Genomic DNA, 15,553 nt, shown 5'->3' with positions numbered 1-15,553 from the left:
AAAGCGTACGCGTGGCGTCGGCAAGAATAGCCCGCGGTCCATTGACGCTGGGGCGGGAAACATCTGATTTTTCAAGCAGCATTTTCCGTAGCGCGACCACTCCACAGGAATAGCAACAGGCCGCACTGCATCCGAGCGCTGGTCGGGCTACCACGCGCACGAAGCCTGGAGGCGGTGTTCGGCTGATGCAATGGGTCAGCGTCAACCCGAGCATTCGACTGCCCTCAGATCAGCCTATTCGGTCGGATCGTGGCGAAGGACCCTGGCAACGACTCCGCCGGCGAATCCCCTCGCCATCAGAAATCTCACCTGACGTGCGCGCTCCGCCGCATTCTGCGGCACTTCGCCGAAGCGGCGCTTCCAGACTTCGAGGGCGCGGTCGTATTCACTGCCCTGCAGCCCCGCCACCGCTTCGGCCACCGCCTCGGGGGCGATGCCCTTGTGCAGCAGCTCTTGCCGGACCCGGGCGGCGCCCATGCGGGAGGCGCGCTGGTGCAGCACCGACTGCACCACCCTCGCCTCGCTGATGAAATCCTTGGCCGCCAGCTCGTCGAGGGCGACGGCCAGGGTGCCGGGCTCTTCCTCGTACTTCTTGAGCTTGCGCTCGAGTTCGGCGCGCGAATGCTCGCGCTGGCTCAAGAGGCGCAGGGCGCGCCCCTTGAGCGACGGCGCACTGAAGGCCATGGCGCGCGGATTACTTCTTGTCGGCCTTCTCGACCGCTGCAGCGTCGGCGTTCACTACCGCTTCGGCCAGCAGCGGAATGCCCAGCGACTCGCGCACCTTGTTCTCGATCTCGCGCGACAGATCGGGGTTCTCGCGCAGGAACTCGCGCGCGTTGTCGCGGCCCTGGCCGATCTTCTCGCCGTTGTAGGCATACCAGGCGCCCGACTTGTCGACGATCTTGGCATTGACCCCCATGTCGATGATCTCGCCCTCGCGGCTGATGCCCTCGCCGAACAGGATGTCGAATTCGGCCGTCTTGAAGGGCGGGCTGACCTTGTTCTTGACCACCTTGACCTTGGTCTCGTTGCCGATCGCCTCGTCGCCCTTCTTGATGGTGCCGATGCGGCGGATGTCCAGGCGCACCGAGGCGTAGAACTTCAGCGCGTTGCCGCCGGTGGTGGTTTCGGGCGAGCCGAACATGACGCCGATCTTCATGCGGATCTGGTTGATGAAGATGACCATGCAGTTGGTCTTCTTGATGGTGGCGGTGAGCTTGCGCAGGGCCTGGCTCATCAGGCGGGCCTGCAGGCCGGGCAGGGAATCGCCCATTTCGCCTTCGATTTCGGCCTTGGGCGTGAGTGCGGCGACCGAGTCGACCACGATCAGGTCGACCGCGCCGGAACGCACCAGCGAATCGACGATCTCGAGCGCCTGCTCGCCGGTGTCGGGCTGGCTGATGAGCAGGTCGGACAGGTTGACGCCGAGCTTCTGGGCGTACTGGACGTCGAGCGCATGCTCGGCATCGACGAAGGCGCAGGTGCCGGCCTGGCGCTGCATCTCGGCGATGACCTGCAGCGTGAGCGTGGTCTTGCCGGAGGATTCAGGACCGTAGATCTCGATGACCCGGCCGCGCGGCAGGCCGCCGACGCCGAGCGCAATGTCCAGGCCCAGCGAGCCGGTGGAGACCACCTGGATGTCTTCCAGCGCCTCGCCTTCGCCCAGCCGCATGATCGTGCCCTTGCCGAACTGCTTTTCGATCTGGGCCAGGGCGGCCTGCAGGGCCTTGGCCTTTTCGCTGTTGGGGACCGAGATGCTGGTGCCTTTGACGAGTGCGTCCATTTGGGAAACTCCTTGAATATCAACGGGTTGCAGGAAATTCATCCTGCTGCTTTTAACCACAGGCTGGATGCTTGAACAGTAGTGTAGCGGCGGATACGGCTCAAGTTCTTCAATTTTTGGTCAGTTTGCCTTACCATTTGGCGTCATGGAAATCTCCTCCGACGCCTGGCGCCAGACCCACCTGGGCCGCCTGCTCGGCCATGCCATGCGCCGCTTCGACGAGCGCGTGCTGGCACTGATGGCGCACGACCCCGAGGTGCCCCTGGCGCTGTCGAACCTGGCCGCCCGCGCGCAGGTGAGCGCCGCCCACATCCACATCACGCGGCACCTGGCGCGCGAAGGCTCGCGGCTGACCGAGCTGGCCGAGCGCGCCGGCATGAGCAAGCAGGCGATGGGCCCGTTGGTCGACCAGTGCGAAGCCTGGGGCCTGGTCACGCGCGGGCCCGACCCGCTCGATGCGCGGGCCCGGCGGGTGCTGTTCACCACCGACGGCCTGGCCTGGCTCGAGGCTTTCCGCAACGCCGTGACGCAGGCCGAGGACGAGTTCCGCGCCAGCGTCGGCAGCGAGATCGCCACCGTGGTAACCATCGGGCTCGAAGCCTACACAGCGGCCTAGTCCAGATGGCCCCCACGCTCCCCCACTTCGTGTGGGTCGCTGCCCCCCGAGGGGGCGCAGGCCGCCTTGGGGGCGGCCCGGCGGCGGCCTAGAATTCAAAGTTGTCTGGAGGCAAGGCATCATGCGAATACTCATTGCAGAAGACGACCAGGTGCTGGCCGACGCGCTGCTGCGCAGCCTGCGCACCTCGGGCGCGGCGGTCGACCACGTGGCGACCGGCTCGCAGGCCGATGCCGCGCTGATGACCAACAGCGAATTCGACCTGCTGATCCTCGACCTCGGCCTGCCCAAGCTGCACGGCCTCGAGATCCTCAAGCGCCTGCGGGCCCGGGGCTCGCAGCTGCCGGTGCTGGTGCTGACCGCGGCCGACAGTGTCGAGGAGCGCGTCAAGGGCCTGGACTACGGCGCAGACGACTACATGGCCAAGCCCTTCTCGCTGCAGGAGCTCGAAGCCCGCGTGCGGGCCCTCACGCGGCGCGGCATGGGCGGCACCAGCAACGCGATCAAGCATGGCCCGCTGGTCTACGACCAGGCGGGCCGGGTGGCGACCATCGACGGCAAGATGATCGAGCTGTCAGCCCGCGAGCTGGGCCTGCTCGAGGTCCTGCTGCAGCGCGCCGGCCGCCTGGTCAGCAAGGACCAGCTGGTCGAGCGCCTGTGCGAATGGGGCGAGGAGGTGAGCCTCAACGCGATCGAGGTCTACATCCATCGGCTGCGCAAGAAGATCGAGAAGGGGCCGGTGCGCATCGCGACGGTGCGCGGACTCGGCTACTGCCTCGAGAAGATCCCTGGATGAAGCCCACCCCCGTTGCTTGCTCACTTCGTGTAGCCGCCTCCCCCCTCAAGGGGGCAACACCAGCGGCCCGGCAAAGCCGGTTCCGCGGTGTTCCACGAACGGGCCTCGCTGTGCGGGCCGGCTTGTTTCAAGCGTCGCAGATCATGCGATAGCGTTGTGGAAAACTGAGACAGCCTGCGGACGAGCCGGGTGAAACTTTTTCAGCGCGCGCAGCGCTCTCTCTTCGGCGAAATCCTCGACTGGATGCTCACGCCGCTGCTGCTGCTGGTGCCGGTCAGCATCGGCGTGACCTGGCTGGTAGCGCAGGGCATCGCCAATGCACCCTTCGACCGGGCCCTCGAATCCAATATCCAGACGCTGGCCCGGCTGGTCGACACGGACAATGGCCAGATCCAGTTCGTGCTGCCGCAGCCGGCGCGCGCGATCCTCGGCAGCGACGAAGTCGACCAGGTCTACTACCAGCTGCTCGACGGCCACGGCACGCTGCTGAGCGGCGAGCGCGACGTGCCTTTCCCCAGCACGGACGACCCGCCGGTGCCGGGCGTGGTCTACCTGCACAACGGCCAGATGCACGGCCGGCAGGTCCGCATCGCCTCGCTCTGGGTCGCCGGCAGCACGCCCGATGCGCCGCCGGCGCTGCTGCAGGTGGCCGAGACCCGCGAGAAGCAGTCGGTGCTGGCGACCGAGATCATCAAGGGCGTGCTGCTGCCGCAGTTCGCGATCCTGCCGCTGGCGGTGCTGCTGATCTGGCTGGCGCTGGTGCGCGGCATCAAGCCGCTGTCGGTGGTCGAGGCGCGGATCCGCGAACGCAAGCCCGGCGACCTGAGCCCGCTGGACGAATCCTCCGTGCCGCTCGAGGTGGTGCCGCTGGTGCTGTCGGTCAACGACCTGCTGAGCAAGCTCAACGACTCGATCGGGACCCAGAAGCGCTTTCTGGCCGATGCCGCGCATCAGCTCAAGACGCCGCTGGCGGGCCTGCGCATGCAGGCCGACCTGGCGCAGCGCGAAGGCGCCAACGCCGAGGAACTCAAGAAGTCGCTCAAGCAGATCGGCCGCGCCAGCGTGCGGGCCACGCACACCGTCAACCAGCTGCTGTCGCTGGCCCGCGCCGAGGGCAGCGGCGCCAACATCGGACGCCAGCCCTGCGACCTGGCCCGGCTCACGATCGAGGTGGTGCGTGAGGCCGTGCCGCGGGCGATCGACAAGCGCATCGACCTGGGCTACGAGGGCGCGGAGGCGGGCTCGCCCGGGGTGGTGTTCGAAGGCAATCCGACGCTGCTGAAGGAGCTGGTGCGCAACCTGGTCGACAACGCGATCAACTACACGCCCTCGGTGCCCGATCGGCCCGGCGTGATCACGGCACGGGTGCTGGCCGATCCCTTCGGCCATGTCCTGGTGCTGCAGGTCGAGGACAACGGCCCGGGCATCGCCGAGCAAGACCGCGAGCTGGTGTTCCAACCCTTCTACCGGGTGCTCGGCAACGAGGCCGACGGCTCCGGACTGGGCCTGCCGATCGTGCGCGAGATCGCGCGCCAGCACTTCGCGACGGTCCGGCTGGAGGACGCGCACCCCGGCCAACAGCCGCCGGGGACGCTGGTGAGCCTGAGGATCGATGCCAGCGAGAGCGAACGGCGCGCGCGCGAGGCTGGCTCGAAGGGCTGACGACCACGACACCTTCGGCTGCCGGCAGGCGTCAGGCCTCCGTCCACGGATTGATGAGACCGACCCCGGTCGCCGTGAAGTCGTCGACATTGCGCGTGACCACGGTGAAGCCATGCTCCAGCGCCGTGGCGGCAATCATCGAATCGCGGAACGACCTCGGATCGGGCACGTGCAGGCCGGCGCAATGAAGGGCCGTCAAGCCGTTGAAGGGCAGCACGCGGCCGTCGAAGTTGCGCAGCACCGCCTCGCACCAGGTCCGAAGCGCAACGCCCTGCGCCGGGTCCTTGCGTTCCATCCGGCGCACGCCGATTTCGAGTTCCAACGCTGTGATGGCCGAGAGGTAGAGCCGATTGGCCGGCTGCCGTGCCGCCCATTGACGCACCGCCACAGAAGGCTTGGGTTTGCCACGGCGCAACTCCGAGATCACATTCGTGTCGAGCAGAAACATGTCATTCGAGGTTGGCGGCTTGCACGCTGCCAGCCAGCCGGGGAGGCTCGAAATCGAAATCTCCGCCTGGAACGGCGTCCATGAGGTCGAGCAGGCTGCGCGGCTTCTCGCTGGCCATCTGGTAGTAGTCCTCGATCTTGAGCAGCGCGTAGGCAGGCCGCCCGCGATCGGTGATGAACACCGGCCCTTCGGCCGCCGCGCGCTTGGCCGCGCTGACATCGCGCGTGAAATCACGGCTCGAAAAGGTATGCACGGTCATTGTCGCTCCCATCGCCAGTGTCGAACCGGCATTTGTTTGTATGTTACGACAAAGTTGGATCTATCGCAATCCTTGGGGGGTCTCAGCGCAGGCCTAAGGCTTCGCCGGCGGGTTGGTCCGGATCTGCAGCATCTCCGGCCGGACCTGCTGCTGCAGGCGCTGCGGCTCGGTCTCGCTGAACCGGGCAGGCTCGGCGCCGAAGAGGGCGAGGCCGCCGCGGGCCCAGACGAAATAGCCCAGGTTGGCGATCAGGAGTGCGACGACGACCCAGCGCAGCATCATCGCGAAACGCCCTGAGGGCGAACACTGACTTCGGAACTGCTGATCAGCTGGACGCCGGAGGCGGTGCGCACCAGCAGTTCGCCGCCCCAGCCCACGCCCTCGCAGTGCCCTTCGGTGCCGTCGCTGAGCAGCACGTCGCGGCCGCGCAGAATGTCGCGCGCAGCAAAGCGGGCCGCGAAGGGCACGAAGCCGCTCTCGTTGAAGAGCAGCACGTCGCGCAGCAGCGGCGCCGCGATCTCGCGCAGCACCTCGCCCGGCGTCGCGTCCGGACGCCATTCCTTCAGCCAGGCCGGCGGCGTGTTCATGCCCTGGGCCTCGCGCGGCCCGATGTTGATGCCGATCCCGATCACCAGGTAGCGCTCGGCGGTGTCCGGCTGGAGCAGGGCGGTCTCGATCAGGATGCCGACGAGCTTGCGCTCCTGCTTCCACAGGTCATTGGGCCACTTCAGCATCAGGCCGGCGGCCTGGGACGGGTCCAGGCTCTCGGCCACGCTGACGCCGACCGCCAGCGACAGGCCGGACCAGTCCCGCGGCGCCAGCGACAGGCCGAGCGAGAAGGTCAGCGAAGCAGGCTCCCCGGCATCCTGCGCGCTCTCCCAGTGTCGGCCCATCCGGCCGCGGCCGGCCGTCTGGCGCTCGGCCACCAGCAGCACCGGCGTGCAGTGGCCATCGCGCGCACGGCGCATCAGTTCGCTGTTGGTGGAGTCGATCTCGGCCGCCACCTCGACCCGCAGGCCGGGCAGCAGCGGCGCCAGGCTCTGCGCGATCTCGTCCTCGAACCAGGGGGCGGCCATGCTGCTCAGCGCTTATCGGACTTTTCGGCCCTGGCGCTTTTCTTCTCGGCCTTCTTGCCGGATTTCTTCTCGCCCTTCTTCTTGTTCTTCTTGCTGCTCTTCTTCTTTTTCTTCTTTTTCACTTCGCCGCCGTCGTCGTCCTTCGGCGCCAGCAGCGTGCCCCGGCAGTCCGCGGTGCCGCACCAGCAGGGGAACTCGGACAACAGTTTCTCGGTGTAGGGCTCGTCGATGATCAAGCCGTAGTCGTAGCTCAACTCCTCGCCGGCGGCGATGTTGCGCAAGGCCTTGATGAAGATCCGGCCATCCTGCTCGTCGGCCTCGCAGCTCGGATCGCACGAGTGATTGATCCACCGCGCGGCATTGCCGTCGACGTTGCCGTCGATCACGCGGTCGTCGTCGATGTGGAAGTAGAAGGTGTGGTTGGGCTGGGCCGGGTCGTGCGGGTGCCGGCGCAGCGCTTCCTTCCACGAGATGACCTCGCCCTTGTACTCGATGAGCGTCTCGCCTTCTGCAATATCCTGCACGGCGAAGACGCCGTTGCCATGGACGCTGGAGCGCCGCGTCTGGATTCGGCGGCCGCCGGAAATGGGAGATTTGGAAGGCATCGCCGAAGTCTGTTAGTTTGAATATGTACGCATGCGCGTGCGCGTACGCACGCGAGAAGCGCCAGATTGTAAGGATGTCGCCCCCACGCTCCCCACTTCGTGTGGTCGCTGCCCCCCGAGGGGGCGCAGGCCGCCTTGGGGCGGCCCGGCGGCGGCCTGGGCCCCCCGTGCCCGCCTCGCCGTGAAGCGCGAAGGGGAGCGGGGGCAGGGCGGGTCTGGTGCGTGCGGGTGAACAGAATGAATAGGATTGGTTGATGAAAACATTGGTGATTGCAGAGAAGCCGTCGGTGGCCCAGGACATCGTGCGTGCGCTCACGCCGGTGGCCGGCAAGTTCGACAAGCACGACGAGCATTTCGAGAACGACACGTACGTCGTGACCAGCGCCGTCGGCCACCTGGTGGAGATCCAGGCGCCCGAGGAGTTCGACGTCAAGCGCGGCAAGTGGAGCTTTGCCAATCTGCCGGTGATTCCGCCGCGCTTCGACCTGAAGCCGGTCGACAAGACCAAGACCCGTCTCAACGCCGTGGTCAAGCAAGCCAAGCGCAAGGATGTGACCCAGCTGGTCAACGCCTGCGACGCGGGCCGCGAGGGCGAGCTGATCTTCCGCCTGATCGAGCAGTACGCCGGCGGCAAGGCGCCGCTGGGCAAGCCGGTCAAGCGCCTCTGGTTGCAGTCGATGACGCCGCAGGCGATCCGCGACGGCTTCGGCCAGCTGCGCAGCGAGCAGCAGATGCAGGGCCTGGCCGACGCCGCACGCTCGCGCTCCGAGGCCGACTGGCTGGTCGGCATCAACGGCACGCGCGCCATGACCGCCTTCAACTCGCGCGACGGCGGCTTCTTCCTGACCACCGTCGGCCGGGTCCAGACACCGACGCTGTCGGTGGTGGTCGAGCGCGAGGAAAAGATCCGCAAGTTCGTCAGCCGCGACTACTGGGAAGTGCACGGCAGCTTCCTGGCCGAGGCCGGCAGCTACCCGGGCAAGTGGTTCGACCCGAACTGGAAGAAGCCCCCGCCCGGCCCCGACGGCGTGCCCGACCCCGAGCAGCGCGCCGACCGGGTCTGGAACGAGCGCGAGGCGCGCGAGATCGCCGATGCCGCCCGCGGCAAGCCGGCCACCGTCACCGAAGAGAGCAAGCCCACCACCAGCGCCTCGCCGCTGCTGTTCGACCTGACCTCGCTGCAGCGCGAGGCCAACGGCCGCTTCGGCTTCAGCGCCAAGACCACGCTGGCGCTGGCGCAGAGCCTCTACGAGCGCCACAAGGCGCTGACCTACCCGCGGACCGACTCGCGCGCGCTGCCCGAGGACTACCTGCCGGTGGTCAAGGACACCATGAAGATGCTGGCCAACAGCGGCATGAAGCACCTCGCGCCCTTCGCCCAGCAGGCGGTCGACAACAACTACGTGAAGCCGTCGAAGCGCATTTTCGACAACGCCAAGGTCAGCGATCACTTCGCGATCATCCCGACCTTGCAGGCCCCCAGCGGCCTGTCGGACGCCGAGCAGAAGCTCTACGACTTCGTCGTCCGGCGCTTCATGTCGGTGTTCTTCCCGAGCGCCGAATACCAGGTCACGACACGCATCAGCACGGTCGAGCAGGGCGGCAAGAAGTACCCGTTCCGCACCGACGGCAAGGTGCTCGTCAAGGCCGGCTGGCTCGCGATCTGGGGCAAGGAAGCCGAGGACGACGAGAAGGAAGACGACAAGGACGGCAAGCGCCTGGTGCCGGTCAAGCCCGGCGAAGTGGTGAAGGCCGAATCGGTCGACCTCAAGGGCCTGAAGACCCGGCCGCCTGCGCGCTATTCCGAAGCCACGCTGCTGGGCGCCATGGAAGGCGCGGGCAAGACCATCGACGACGACGAACTGCGCGAGGCCATGCAGGAGAAGGGCCTGGGCACGCCCGCCACGCGGGCGGCGATCATCGAAGGGCTCCTGGCCGAGAAGTACATGCTGCGCGAAGGCCGCGAGCTGATCCCGACGGCCAAGGCCTTCCAGCTGATGACGCTGCTGCGCGGGCTCGGCGTCGAGGAACTGTCCAAGGCCGAGCTGACCGGCGAGTGGGAATACAAGCTGGCGCAGATGGAGCACGGCAAGCTCAGCCGCGCGGCCTTCATGGCCGAGATCGCCGAAATGACCGAGCACATCGTGCGCAAGGCGAAGGAGTACGACCGCGACACGGTGCCGGGCGACTACGCGACATTGGCGACGCCGTGCCCGAACTGCGGCGGCGTGGTGAAGGAGAACTACCGCCGCTACAGCTGCACCGGCAAGGCGGGCGCTGGCGCAGGCGCCGACGCCGTTCGGCGTGCACAGGACGCCGCCGGCCAAGCCGGCAGCGAGCCCTGCGGCTTCTCGTTCGGCAAGTCGCCGGCCGGCCGCACCTTCGAGGTGGCCGAGGCCGAGGCGCTGCTGCACGACAAGCACATCGGCCCGCTGGAGGGCTTCCGCTCGAAGGCCGGCTGGCCCTTTACCTCCGAGATCATCCTGAAGTTCGACGAGGAAGCGAAGAACTGGAAACTGGAGTTCGACTTCGGCGACGACAAGAACGCCGACACCGGCGAGATCGTCGACTTCAGCCAGCAGGACACCGTGGGCCCGTGCCCGGTCTGCGGCGCGCCGGTGTTCGAGCACGGCAGCAACTATGTGTGCGAGAAGTCGGTGCCGACCACCACGCAGCCGACGCCGAGCTGCACCTTCAAGACCGGCAAGATCATCCTGCAGCAGCCGATCGAACGGGCCCAGATCGAAAAGCTGCTGGCCACCGGCAAGACCGACCTGCTCGACAAGTTCGTCTCGATGCGCACGCGCCGTGCCTTCAAGGCCTTCCTGGCCTGGAACAAGGACGAGGGCAAGGTGACTTTCGAGTTCGAGCCGCGGACCAGCAAGTTCCCGCCGCGCAAGACCTTTGCCAAAGCAGCACCGGCCGCCGCGAAGAAGGCGGCGGCGAAGAAGCCGGCCGCCAAGAAGGCCGCCGCGCCGAAAGCGCCGCGCAAGGTGGGCGCCGGGCTCAAGCCCAGCGTCGCGCTGGCCGCGGTGATCGGCGCCGAACCGGTGGCGCGCACCGAGGTCATCAAGAAGCTGTGGGACTACATCAAGGCCAACGGCCTGCAGGACGCGGCGAACAAGCGCGCCATCAATGCCGACGCCAAGCTCAAGCCGGTGTTCGGCAAGGACCAGGTGACGATGTTCGAGCTGGCCGGCATCGTCGGCAAGCACCTGAGTGCATGAGGAGATACGCATGAAGACACTTCTTGCGGCGGCGTTCGTCGCCACGCTCTGCCTGGCAGGCTGCGCCTCGGGCGGCGCTTCCGGCAGCAGCGGCGCCGGCGCCACGGGCGGCAGCGGCATCACCGTGTTCGGCACGATAGACGCCGGCGTCAGCAACGTCCGCAACCAGAGCAAGTGATGCCGGGCGCCGCCAGTTCGCTGGACTGCGCCTGGCTATTGACGGACCCGGGCGCCGAAGCGGCGCGCTCCGCCCAGCGCATCATGATCGAGGGCGATCGCATCGCTGCCATCAGCCCGCTCGATCGCCCGCCGCCGGGCCCGCGCCGGCTCGTGCTGCCCGCACTGTCGAACGCGCACGACCACGCGCGCACCTTCCGCACCGCGACCCTCGGCGCCTACGGCCACCCGCTCGAAAGCTGGCTGCCGTTCCAGGGCGTGCTGCCGGGCATGGACCCGTACCTGTGCGCGGCGACCTCTTTCGCGCGATCGGTTCGGCACGGCGTCGCCAACCTGATGGTCCACTACACGCGCGTTCAGGGCGGCATGGGCTATGCCGATGAGGCGCTCGCCGTGGCCCGCGCGGCGCGCGACGTCGGCGTGCGCATCGGCTTCGCGATCGCGATGCGCGACCGCCAGGGCATCGGCTACTGCGAGGACGCACAGGTGCTGAAGGCGCTGCGGCCGGGGATTCGCGATGCGGTCGCCGGCCGGCTTTCGGCCAGGCCGGTATCGCCGGCACAGCAGCTGGCGCAGGTCGACGAGGTCGCTGACAGGGTGCGCGAGGCCGGCCTGGAAGCCCACGTCACGGTGCAGTACGGCCCGACCGCGGTCCAGTGGTGCAGCACGCCGCTGCTCGAGGCGATCGCCCGGGCGTCGGCCGACACGGGGCGGCCGGTTCACATGCATTGCCTGGAGACGCGCTACCAGCGCCAATGGGCTGACGCGGAGCATCCCGACGGCATCGTTCGCTTTCTCGACGACATCGGCCTGCTGAGTCCCAGGCTCGCGCTCGCGCATTGCGCCTGGGCGCGTCCCGGCGAGCTGGCCTTGCTCGCCGAAAGAGGCGTGACCCTCGCGGTCAACACCAGCTCCAACCTCGGCCTGAAGTCCGGCATCGCGCCGGTGCCCGAGATGCTGAAGCAGGGCTGCCGCATCGCGATGGGCCTCGACGGCGGCGCCCTCGACGACGACGACGATGCACTGCGCGAGATGCGGCTGGCCCATGCGCTGCACCGCGGCTGGGGCTTCGACACGACGATGACGCGCGGCCAGTTGTGGGACTTCGCGGCACGCCACGGGCCGCGCGCGGTGCGCGGTGGCGACGCCCGTGGCGGCCGCATCGCGACCGGCGAGCCCGCCGACCTGATCGTGCTGGACTGGGACGCGCTGGACAACGACAGCCTGTTCCCGGACATCGACCCGCTGGACTTGCTGCTCGCCCGTGCAAAGGGCGCGCACGTCGCTCAGGTGTTCGTCGGCGGCCGGCGGGTGGTCGACGGCGGCCGTGCGCAGGGCATCGACGAGGCAGCCCTGAACGCCGAGTTGCTGGCCCGCACGCGCGCCGCGCTGGCCTCGGACGGCGCGCCGGCCGCCTGGCTGGCCACGGCACGGGCACTGGCCGAGGACCTGGCGCCCTTCTGTCGCGAAGGGCGCTTCGGCTGCTGCTGACCGGATCGGCGCGCCGGAGTCCGCTTCAACGCATGAGCAGCGCCTGCCGCAGCAACCGTGCCGCACGGTTGCGGATGCGGCCCGGCGCGCTGCGCAACGGCCCCCTCGGGCTGACCTTGGCGGTCGCGCAGGCCCAGAGAAAGTCCTGCAGGATCGCCGTGTCGTCGACCGTGTCGGTGGCGCCGTAGGTGTGGAACTCCGGATGCCACTGGGTGGCGGCGATGTAGCTGCGGCCGCGGTCGGCCTTGCGGCGGATGGCCTCGGGGATGCGGTCGGGGATGCTCCAGGCATCGACCTCGAAGCCGGGCGCGAGGTCCTTCACGCCCTGGTGGTGGATGCTGTTGACGCGCGCGCGCTCCATCCCGGGGTAGAGCTTCGAGAGCCTCGACCCGGGCGTGATGCTGACCTCGTGGAAATTCTGGTCGTAGGCCTCGGCGTCGCGGTGCCGCAGGCCGCTCGGGTGCTGCGCCTCGATGTCCTGGTAGAGGGTACCGCCGAAGGCCACGTTGATCAGCTGGAGGCCGCGGCAGACCCCGAAGATCGGCTTGCCGGCCTGCTCGAAGGCCTCGACCAGCGCCAGGTCGTAGAGGTCGCGGATGCGGTCGCCGATCCAGGCGTCCTTGAGCGGCACTTCGCCATAGCTGCCGGGCCAGACGTCGGCGCCGCCGTGCATCACGACGCCGTCGAGCCACTCGGCATAGTGCGACAGCTTGGTGTCGCCGCGCGCGGTCTCGCCGGTCGGGCAGGGCACCATCACCACCATCGCGCCGGCCGACATCAGCCAGTGCGCGATCGATTGCTCCACGTACTGCAGGGTCTTGTTGGCAAACAGCGAGCGCCCGGGGTCGGCGTGGGAAAAGCAGGCCGACAGGCCGATCTTCAGGCGACCGGAAACGGTTTGATTCATCTCATAGGGGCAACGCGCGGGCGCACCGCACTGTTGACATGGCGTTCATTCTGAAACGATCCGAGCTTTCGTGCACGGCAACCGTGGCCGCGGCGCGACATCGGAGGGCTCGTGCGGTGGCATCATCATCGCGAGCCAACGCAGGAGACAGCCGATGAAGACCATCCAGGGGCCCGCCATCTTCCTGGCCCAGTTCGCGGGCGACGCGGCGCCTTTCAACTCCCTCGACGCGATCGCCGGCTGGGCCGCGGGCCTGGGCTACAAGGGCGTGCAGATACCGAGCTGGGACGCGCGCCTCTTCGACCTCCGGAAAGCGGCCGAGAGCAAGACCTACTGCGACGAGGTGAAGGGCACGCTGGCCAGTCACGGCCTCGAGATCACCGAGCTGTCGACCCACCTCCAGGGCCAGCTGGTGGCGGTGCATCCGGCCTATGACGCCGGCTTCGACGGCTTCGCCGCACCCGAGGTGCGCGGCGACCCGGCCAGGCGGCAGCAATGGGCGGTGCAGCAACTGCACTTCGCCGCACAGGCGTCGGCCCACCTCGGCCTGACGGCCCACGCGACCTTCTCGGGCGCGCTGGCCTGGCCCTACCTCTATTCCTGGCCGCCGCGCCCGGCCGGCCTGATCGAGGAGGCCTTCGACGAACTGGCGCGGCGCTGGAAGCCGATCCTCGACCGCTTCGACGAGGCCGGCGTCGACGTCTGCTACGAGATCCATCCGGGCGAAGACCTGCACGACGGCGTGAGCTACGAGATGTTCCTCGAGCGCGTCGGCAACCATCCCCGCGCCTGCCTGCTGTACGACCCGAGCCATTTCGTGCTGCAGCAGCTCGACTACCTGGCCTACATCGACCACTACCACGCGCGGATCAAGATCTTCCACGTGAAGGATGCCGAGTTCAATCCGACCGGCAAGCAGGGCGTCTACGGCGGCTTCCAGTCGTGGATCGACCGCGCCGGACGCTTCCGCTCGCTCGGCGATGGCCAGGTCGACTTCGGCGCCATCTTCTCGAAGATGGCGGCCTGCGACTTCCCGGGCTGGGCGGTGCTCGAATGGGAGTGCTGCCTGAAGCACCCGGAGGACGGCGCCCGCGAAGGCGCCGAGTTCATCGCCCGCCACATCATCCGCGTGGCCGACCGCGCATTCGATGACTTCGCAGGCGGCGGCGTCGACAGCGCCGCCAACCGAAGGATGCTCGGGATCGGCTGAACAGCGCGGCCCGGCGCTGGGCAGCGGCACCCCGCTCGCTAGATGCCCTCGGGCTTGCGCAGCGTCTGCATGCGGTCGATCGCATGGACCTTGATCCTGCGCACCTCGAGGCCCTGCCGCACCGTGAGTTCGATCTCGGCATCGGCCGCCGGGCGCTGCCAGAGCTTCTTGTAGAAGGCCTCCAGCGTATGGACCTCGACGCCGTCGATGGCCAGCACCACGTCGCCGGGCTGCAGCCCGGCCTCGAGCGCCGGTCCCGAGCGGTCGACCCGCACGACCTGCACGTGGCCGTCGCGCTCGAAGGACGACAGGCCCAGCCAGGGCCGCACGCTCGCCCGGGTGCGCCCGGTGGACTGCATCTCGGCCAGCACCGGGCGCAGCAGCTCGACCGGCACGAACATGTTGCCCGGCAGGCTGCGGTTCGGACCGCCCGCTTCGCGCACCAGCAGGCTGCCGATGCCGATCAGTTCGCCGTTGCGGTTGAACAGCGAGGCGCCGCTGTGGTTGGCGATCGGCGGACTGGTGAAGAGGGCGACGTCGATGTGGTACTCCCAGTTGCCCGAGAACGGCCGCGTCGCCACCAGGCGCGTAAACGCCACCTCGGTGCCGCCGCTGCCGCCGACGGCCGCCAACAGGGGCTCGCCCGGCTGCAATGCCGCCACGCCGGCCAGCGGCACCGGCTCGATGCCGGGCAGCGGAACGAGCGGGCGCACCAGTGCGAATCCGGTCGCCAGGTCGTAAGCCACCTGCCGCGCCGGCAGCCGGCGGTCGTCCTGGGTGAGCACCTCGATGGTCTCGGCCTCCAGCAGCAGGTAGCCGATCGTGAGGATCAGCCCATCGGGCCCGATCACCACCCCCGACCCGGTGCGCTGCCGCCCCAGGTTCTCGACGGAGGTGGCGCCCTCGGTGGCCATGACCTGCAGCGCGACGACCGCGTCGCCGGCCCGCTGGAGCGCCTGCACCTGCGCATCGGCCCGGGCCACGTCGGCCGGCGCGACGGAGGTGGCGAAGCGCGCCGCCTGCGCCGCAGGGGACAGCGCCAGCGCGGCGAGCAGGACGCCCGCCCACGCGGCACGCAGACGCCGGAACAACCGCATCGACCGCAGGGCGAAGGGGTGGGTGTGCATGGCAGCGCTCCTTGGAACGGTGGTTCCGTCATGGTGCGCCGCAAGCGCGAGGCCCGCAAGCGCGGCCGACCGACCGAACGCCCGCCCGGGCCGCCGGCACGCGCCTGCACGGCTGTCACGAAACCGAAATAGCAACTGTCATGCCAGATCGCATATAATCCGGGGTTCG

16 protein-coding genes are annotated in these 15,553 nt (G+C 68.4%); 7 read left to right on the top strand and 9 right to left on the bottom strand.

Features of this window, described 5'->3' with window-relative positions:
• Nucleotides 1-234 precede the first annotated feature (234 nt).
• Nucleotides 235-684, bottom strand: a complete 450-nt coding sequence (recX, locus tag AC1DYD_RS03645; RefSeq protein WP_478171377.1) for a recombination regulator RecX — start codon at nucleotides 682-684, stop codon at nucleotides 235-237.
• 10 nt (nucleotides 685-694) lie between these two features.
• Entirely contained in the window at nucleotides 695-1,783 is a 1,089-nt protein-coding gene (gene recA / locus AC1DYD_RS03640; RefSeq protein ID WP_478171376.1) for a recombinase RecA, read from the bottom strand.
• A 145-nt stretch (nucleotides 1,784-1,928) separates the two neighbouring features.
• Between recA and AC1DYD_RS03635 the strand changes: the two genes are divergently transcribed.
• From AC1DYD_RS03635 to AC1DYD_RS03625, 3 genes are all read left to right on the top strand, one after another.
• Nucleotides 1,929-2,399, top strand: a complete 471-nt coding sequence (locus tag AC1DYD_RS03635; RefSeq protein ID WP_478171375.1) for a MarR family winged helix-turn-helix transcriptional regulator — start codon at nucleotides 1,929-1,931, stop codon at nucleotides 2,397-2,399.
• Nucleotides 2,400-2,520: 121 nt separating this feature from the next.
• Nucleotides 2,521-3,195: a response regulator gene (locus tag AC1DYD_RS03630; RefSeq protein ID WP_478171374.1), complete on the top strand. Its 675-nt coding sequence runs from the start codon at nucleotides 2,521-2,523 to the stop codon at nucleotides 3,193-3,195.
• A gap of 189 nt (nucleotides 3,196-3,384) precedes the next feature.
• Nucleotides 3,385-4,857, top strand: a complete 1,473-nt coding sequence (locus AC1DYD_RS03625) for a sensor histidine kinase N-terminal domain-containing protein (protein WP_478171373.1) — start codon at nucleotides 3,385-3,387, stop codon at nucleotides 4,855-4,857.
• A gap of 31 nt (nucleotides 4,858-4,888) precedes the next feature.
• Here AC1DYD_RS03625 and AC1DYD_RS03620 read toward each other — a convergent pair whose 3' ends face one another.
• The 5 genes from AC1DYD_RS03620 to AC1DYD_RS03600 all read right to left on the bottom strand — a co-directional run bounded on the left by AC1DYD_RS03620 (nucleotide 4,889) and on the right by AC1DYD_RS03600 (nucleotide 7,245).
• Nucleotides 4,889-5,305 (bottom strand): PIN domain-containing protein, encoded by a 417-nt coding sequence (locus AC1DYD_RS03620; RefSeq protein ID WP_478171372.1) that lies wholly within the window; start codon nucleotides 5,303-5,305, stop codon nucleotides 4,889-4,891.
• Between the two features lies 1 nt (nucleotide 5,306).
• Nucleotides 5,307-5,564, bottom strand: a complete 258-nt coding sequence (locus AC1DYD_RS03615) for a type II toxin-antitoxin system Phd/YefM family antitoxin (RefSeq protein WP_478171371.1) — start codon at nucleotides 5,562-5,564, stop codon at nucleotides 5,307-5,309.
• A gap of 93 nt (nucleotides 5,565-5,657) precedes the next feature.
• On the bottom strand, nucleotides 5,658-5,846 hold the full coding sequence (locus tag AC1DYD_RS03610) for a sporulation protein (RefSeq protein WP_478171370.1): 189 nt from the start codon (nucleotides 5,844-5,846) through the stop codon (nucleotides 5,658-5,660).
• Nucleotides 5,843-6,640, bottom strand: coding sequence for a biotin--[acetyl-CoA-carboxylase] ligase (locus AC1DYD_RS03605; RefSeq protein WP_478171369.1), 798 nt, complete (start codon nucleotides 6,638-6,640; stop codon nucleotides 5,843-5,845). The genes AC1DYD_RS03610 and AC1DYD_RS03605 overlap by 4 nt, the downstream gene beginning before the upstream one ends.
• Nucleotides 6,641-6,645: 5 nt before the next feature.
• A complete protein-coding gene (locus AC1DYD_RS03600; protein ID WP_478171368.1) occupies nucleotides 6,646-7,245 on the bottom strand; it encodes an SET domain-containing protein in 600 nt (199 codons plus the stop codon).
• Between the two features lie 254 nt (nucleotides 7,246-7,499).
• Between AC1DYD_RS03600 and AC1DYD_RS03595 the strand changes: the two genes are divergently transcribed.
• The 3 genes from AC1DYD_RS03595 to AC1DYD_RS03585 are packed head-to-tail and all read left to right on the top strand — an operon-like array spanning nucleotide 7,500 to nucleotide 12,140.
• A complete protein-coding gene (locus AC1DYD_RS03595) occupies nucleotides 7,500-10,472 on the top strand; it encodes a DNA topoisomerase III (RefSeq protein ID WP_478171367.1) in 2,973 nt (990 codons plus the stop codon).
• Between the two features lie 10 nt (nucleotides 10,473-10,482).
• The gene (locus AC1DYD_RS03590) at nucleotides 10,483-10,650 is read left to right on the top strand and encodes a hypothetical protein (protein WP_478171366.1); all 168 of its coding nucleotides are present in this window, start codon (nucleotides 10,483-10,485) and stop codon (nucleotides 10,648-10,650) included.
• The gene (locus AC1DYD_RS03585) at nucleotides 10,650-12,140 is read left to right on the top strand and encodes an amidohydrolase family protein (protein ID WP_478171365.1); all 1,491 of its coding nucleotides are present in this window, start codon (nucleotides 10,650-10,652) and stop codon (nucleotides 12,138-12,140) included. The genes AC1DYD_RS03590 and AC1DYD_RS03585 overlap by 1 nt, the downstream gene beginning before the upstream one ends.
• Before the next feature lie 25 nt (nucleotides 12,141-12,165).
• On the opposite strand, the gene AC1DYD_RS03580 is transcribed toward AC1DYD_RS03585, so the two are convergent.
• Nucleotides 12,166-13,047: a gamma-glutamyl-gamma-aminobutyrate hydrolase family protein gene (locus AC1DYD_RS03580; protein ID WP_478171364.1), complete on the bottom strand. Its 882-nt coding sequence runs from the start codon at nucleotides 13,045-13,047 to the stop codon at nucleotides 12,166-12,168.
• 154 nt (nucleotides 13,048-13,201) lie between these two features.
• Between AC1DYD_RS03580 and AC1DYD_RS03575 the strand changes: the two genes are divergently transcribed.
• Nucleotides 13,202-14,257: a sugar phosphate isomerase/epimerase family protein gene (locus AC1DYD_RS03575; RefSeq protein ID WP_478171363.1), complete on the top strand. Its 1,056-nt coding sequence runs from the start codon at nucleotides 13,202-13,204 to the stop codon at nucleotides 14,255-14,257.
• 38 nt (nucleotides 14,258-14,295) lie between these two features.
• Here AC1DYD_RS03575 and AC1DYD_RS03570 read toward each other — a convergent pair whose 3' ends face one another.
• Nucleotides 14,296-15,384 carry a S1C family serine protease gene (locus AC1DYD_RS03570; RefSeq protein WP_478171362.1) on the bottom strand — a complete coding sequence of 363 codons (1,089 nt, stop codon included), beginning with the start codon at nucleotides 15,382-15,384 and terminating at the stop codon, nucleotides 14,296-14,298.
• Nucleotides 15,385-15,553: the final 169 nt, after the last annotated feature.

Source organism: Variovorax sp. P4_B11 (assembly GCF_056402355.1).
Note: the sequence above shows the minus strand (reverse complement) of the source record. Positions and strands in the feature narration are given on the sequence as shown.

What these genes read in the sequence shown, in the direction of transcription:
- recX (WP_478171377.1), bottom strand. Translation starts at nt 684, where the DNA reads ATGGCCTTCAGTGCGCCGTCGCTCAAGGGGCGCGCCCTGCGCCTCTTG.
- AC1DYD_RS03585 (WP_478171365.1), top strand. Translation starts at nt 10,650, where the DNA reads ATGCCGGGCGCCGCCAGTTCGCTGGACTGCGCCTGGCTATTGACGGAC.
- AC1DYD_RS03590 (WP_478171366.1), top strand. Translation starts at nt 10,483, where the DNA reads ATGAAGACACTTCTTGCGGCGGCGTTCGTCGCCACGCTCTGCCTGGCA.
- AC1DYD_RS03610 (WP_478171370.1), bottom strand. Translation starts at nt 5,846, where the DNA reads ATGATGCTGCGCTGGGTCGTCGTCGCACTCCTGATCGCCAACCTGGGC.
- AC1DYD_RS03635 (WP_478171375.1), top strand. Translation starts at nt 1,929, where the DNA reads ATGGAAATCTCCTCCGACGCCTGGCGCCAGACCCACCTGGGCCGCCTG.
- AC1DYD_RS03605 (WP_478171369.1), bottom strand. Translation starts at nt 6,640, where the DNA reads ATGGCCGCCCCCTGGTTCGAGGACGAGATCGCGCAGAGCCTGGCGCCG.
- AC1DYD_RS03580 (WP_478171364.1), bottom strand. Translation starts at nt 13,047, where the DNA reads ATGAATCAAACCGTTTCCGGTCGCCTGAAGATCGGCCTGTCGGCCTGC.
- AC1DYD_RS03575 (WP_478171363.1), top strand. Translation starts at nt 13,202, where the DNA reads ATGAAGACCATCCAGGGGCCCGCCATCTTCCTGGCCCAGTTCGCGGGC.
- AC1DYD_RS03615 (WP_478171371.1), bottom strand. Translation starts at nt 5,564, where the DNA reads ATGACCGTGCATACCTTTTCGAGCCGTGATTTCACGCGCGATGTCAGC.
- AC1DYD_RS03600 (WP_478171368.1), bottom strand. Translation starts at nt 7,245, where the DNA reads ATGCCTTCCAAATCTCCCATTTCCGGCGGCCGCCGAATCCAGACGCGG.
- AC1DYD_RS03630 (WP_478171374.1), top strand. Translation starts at nt 2,521, where the DNA reads ATGCGAATACTCATTGCAGAAGACGACCAGGTGCTGGCCGACGCGCTG.
- AC1DYD_RS03620 (WP_478171372.1), bottom strand. Translation starts at nt 5,305, where the DNA reads ATGTTTCTGCTCGACACGAATGTGATCTCGGAGTTGCGCCGTGGCAAA.
- AC1DYD_RS03570 (WP_478171362.1), bottom strand. Translation starts at nt 15,384, where the DNA reads ATGCACACCCACCCCTTCGCCCTGCGGTCGATGCGGTTGTTCCGGCGT.
- recA (WP_478171376.1), bottom strand. Translation starts at nt 1,783, where the DNA reads ATGGACGCACTCGTCAAAGGCACCAGCATCTCGGTCCCCAACAGCGAA.
- AC1DYD_RS03595 (WP_478171367.1), top strand. Translation starts at nt 7,500, where the DNA reads ATGAAAACATTGGTGATTGCAGAGAAGCCGTCGGTGGCCCAGGACATC.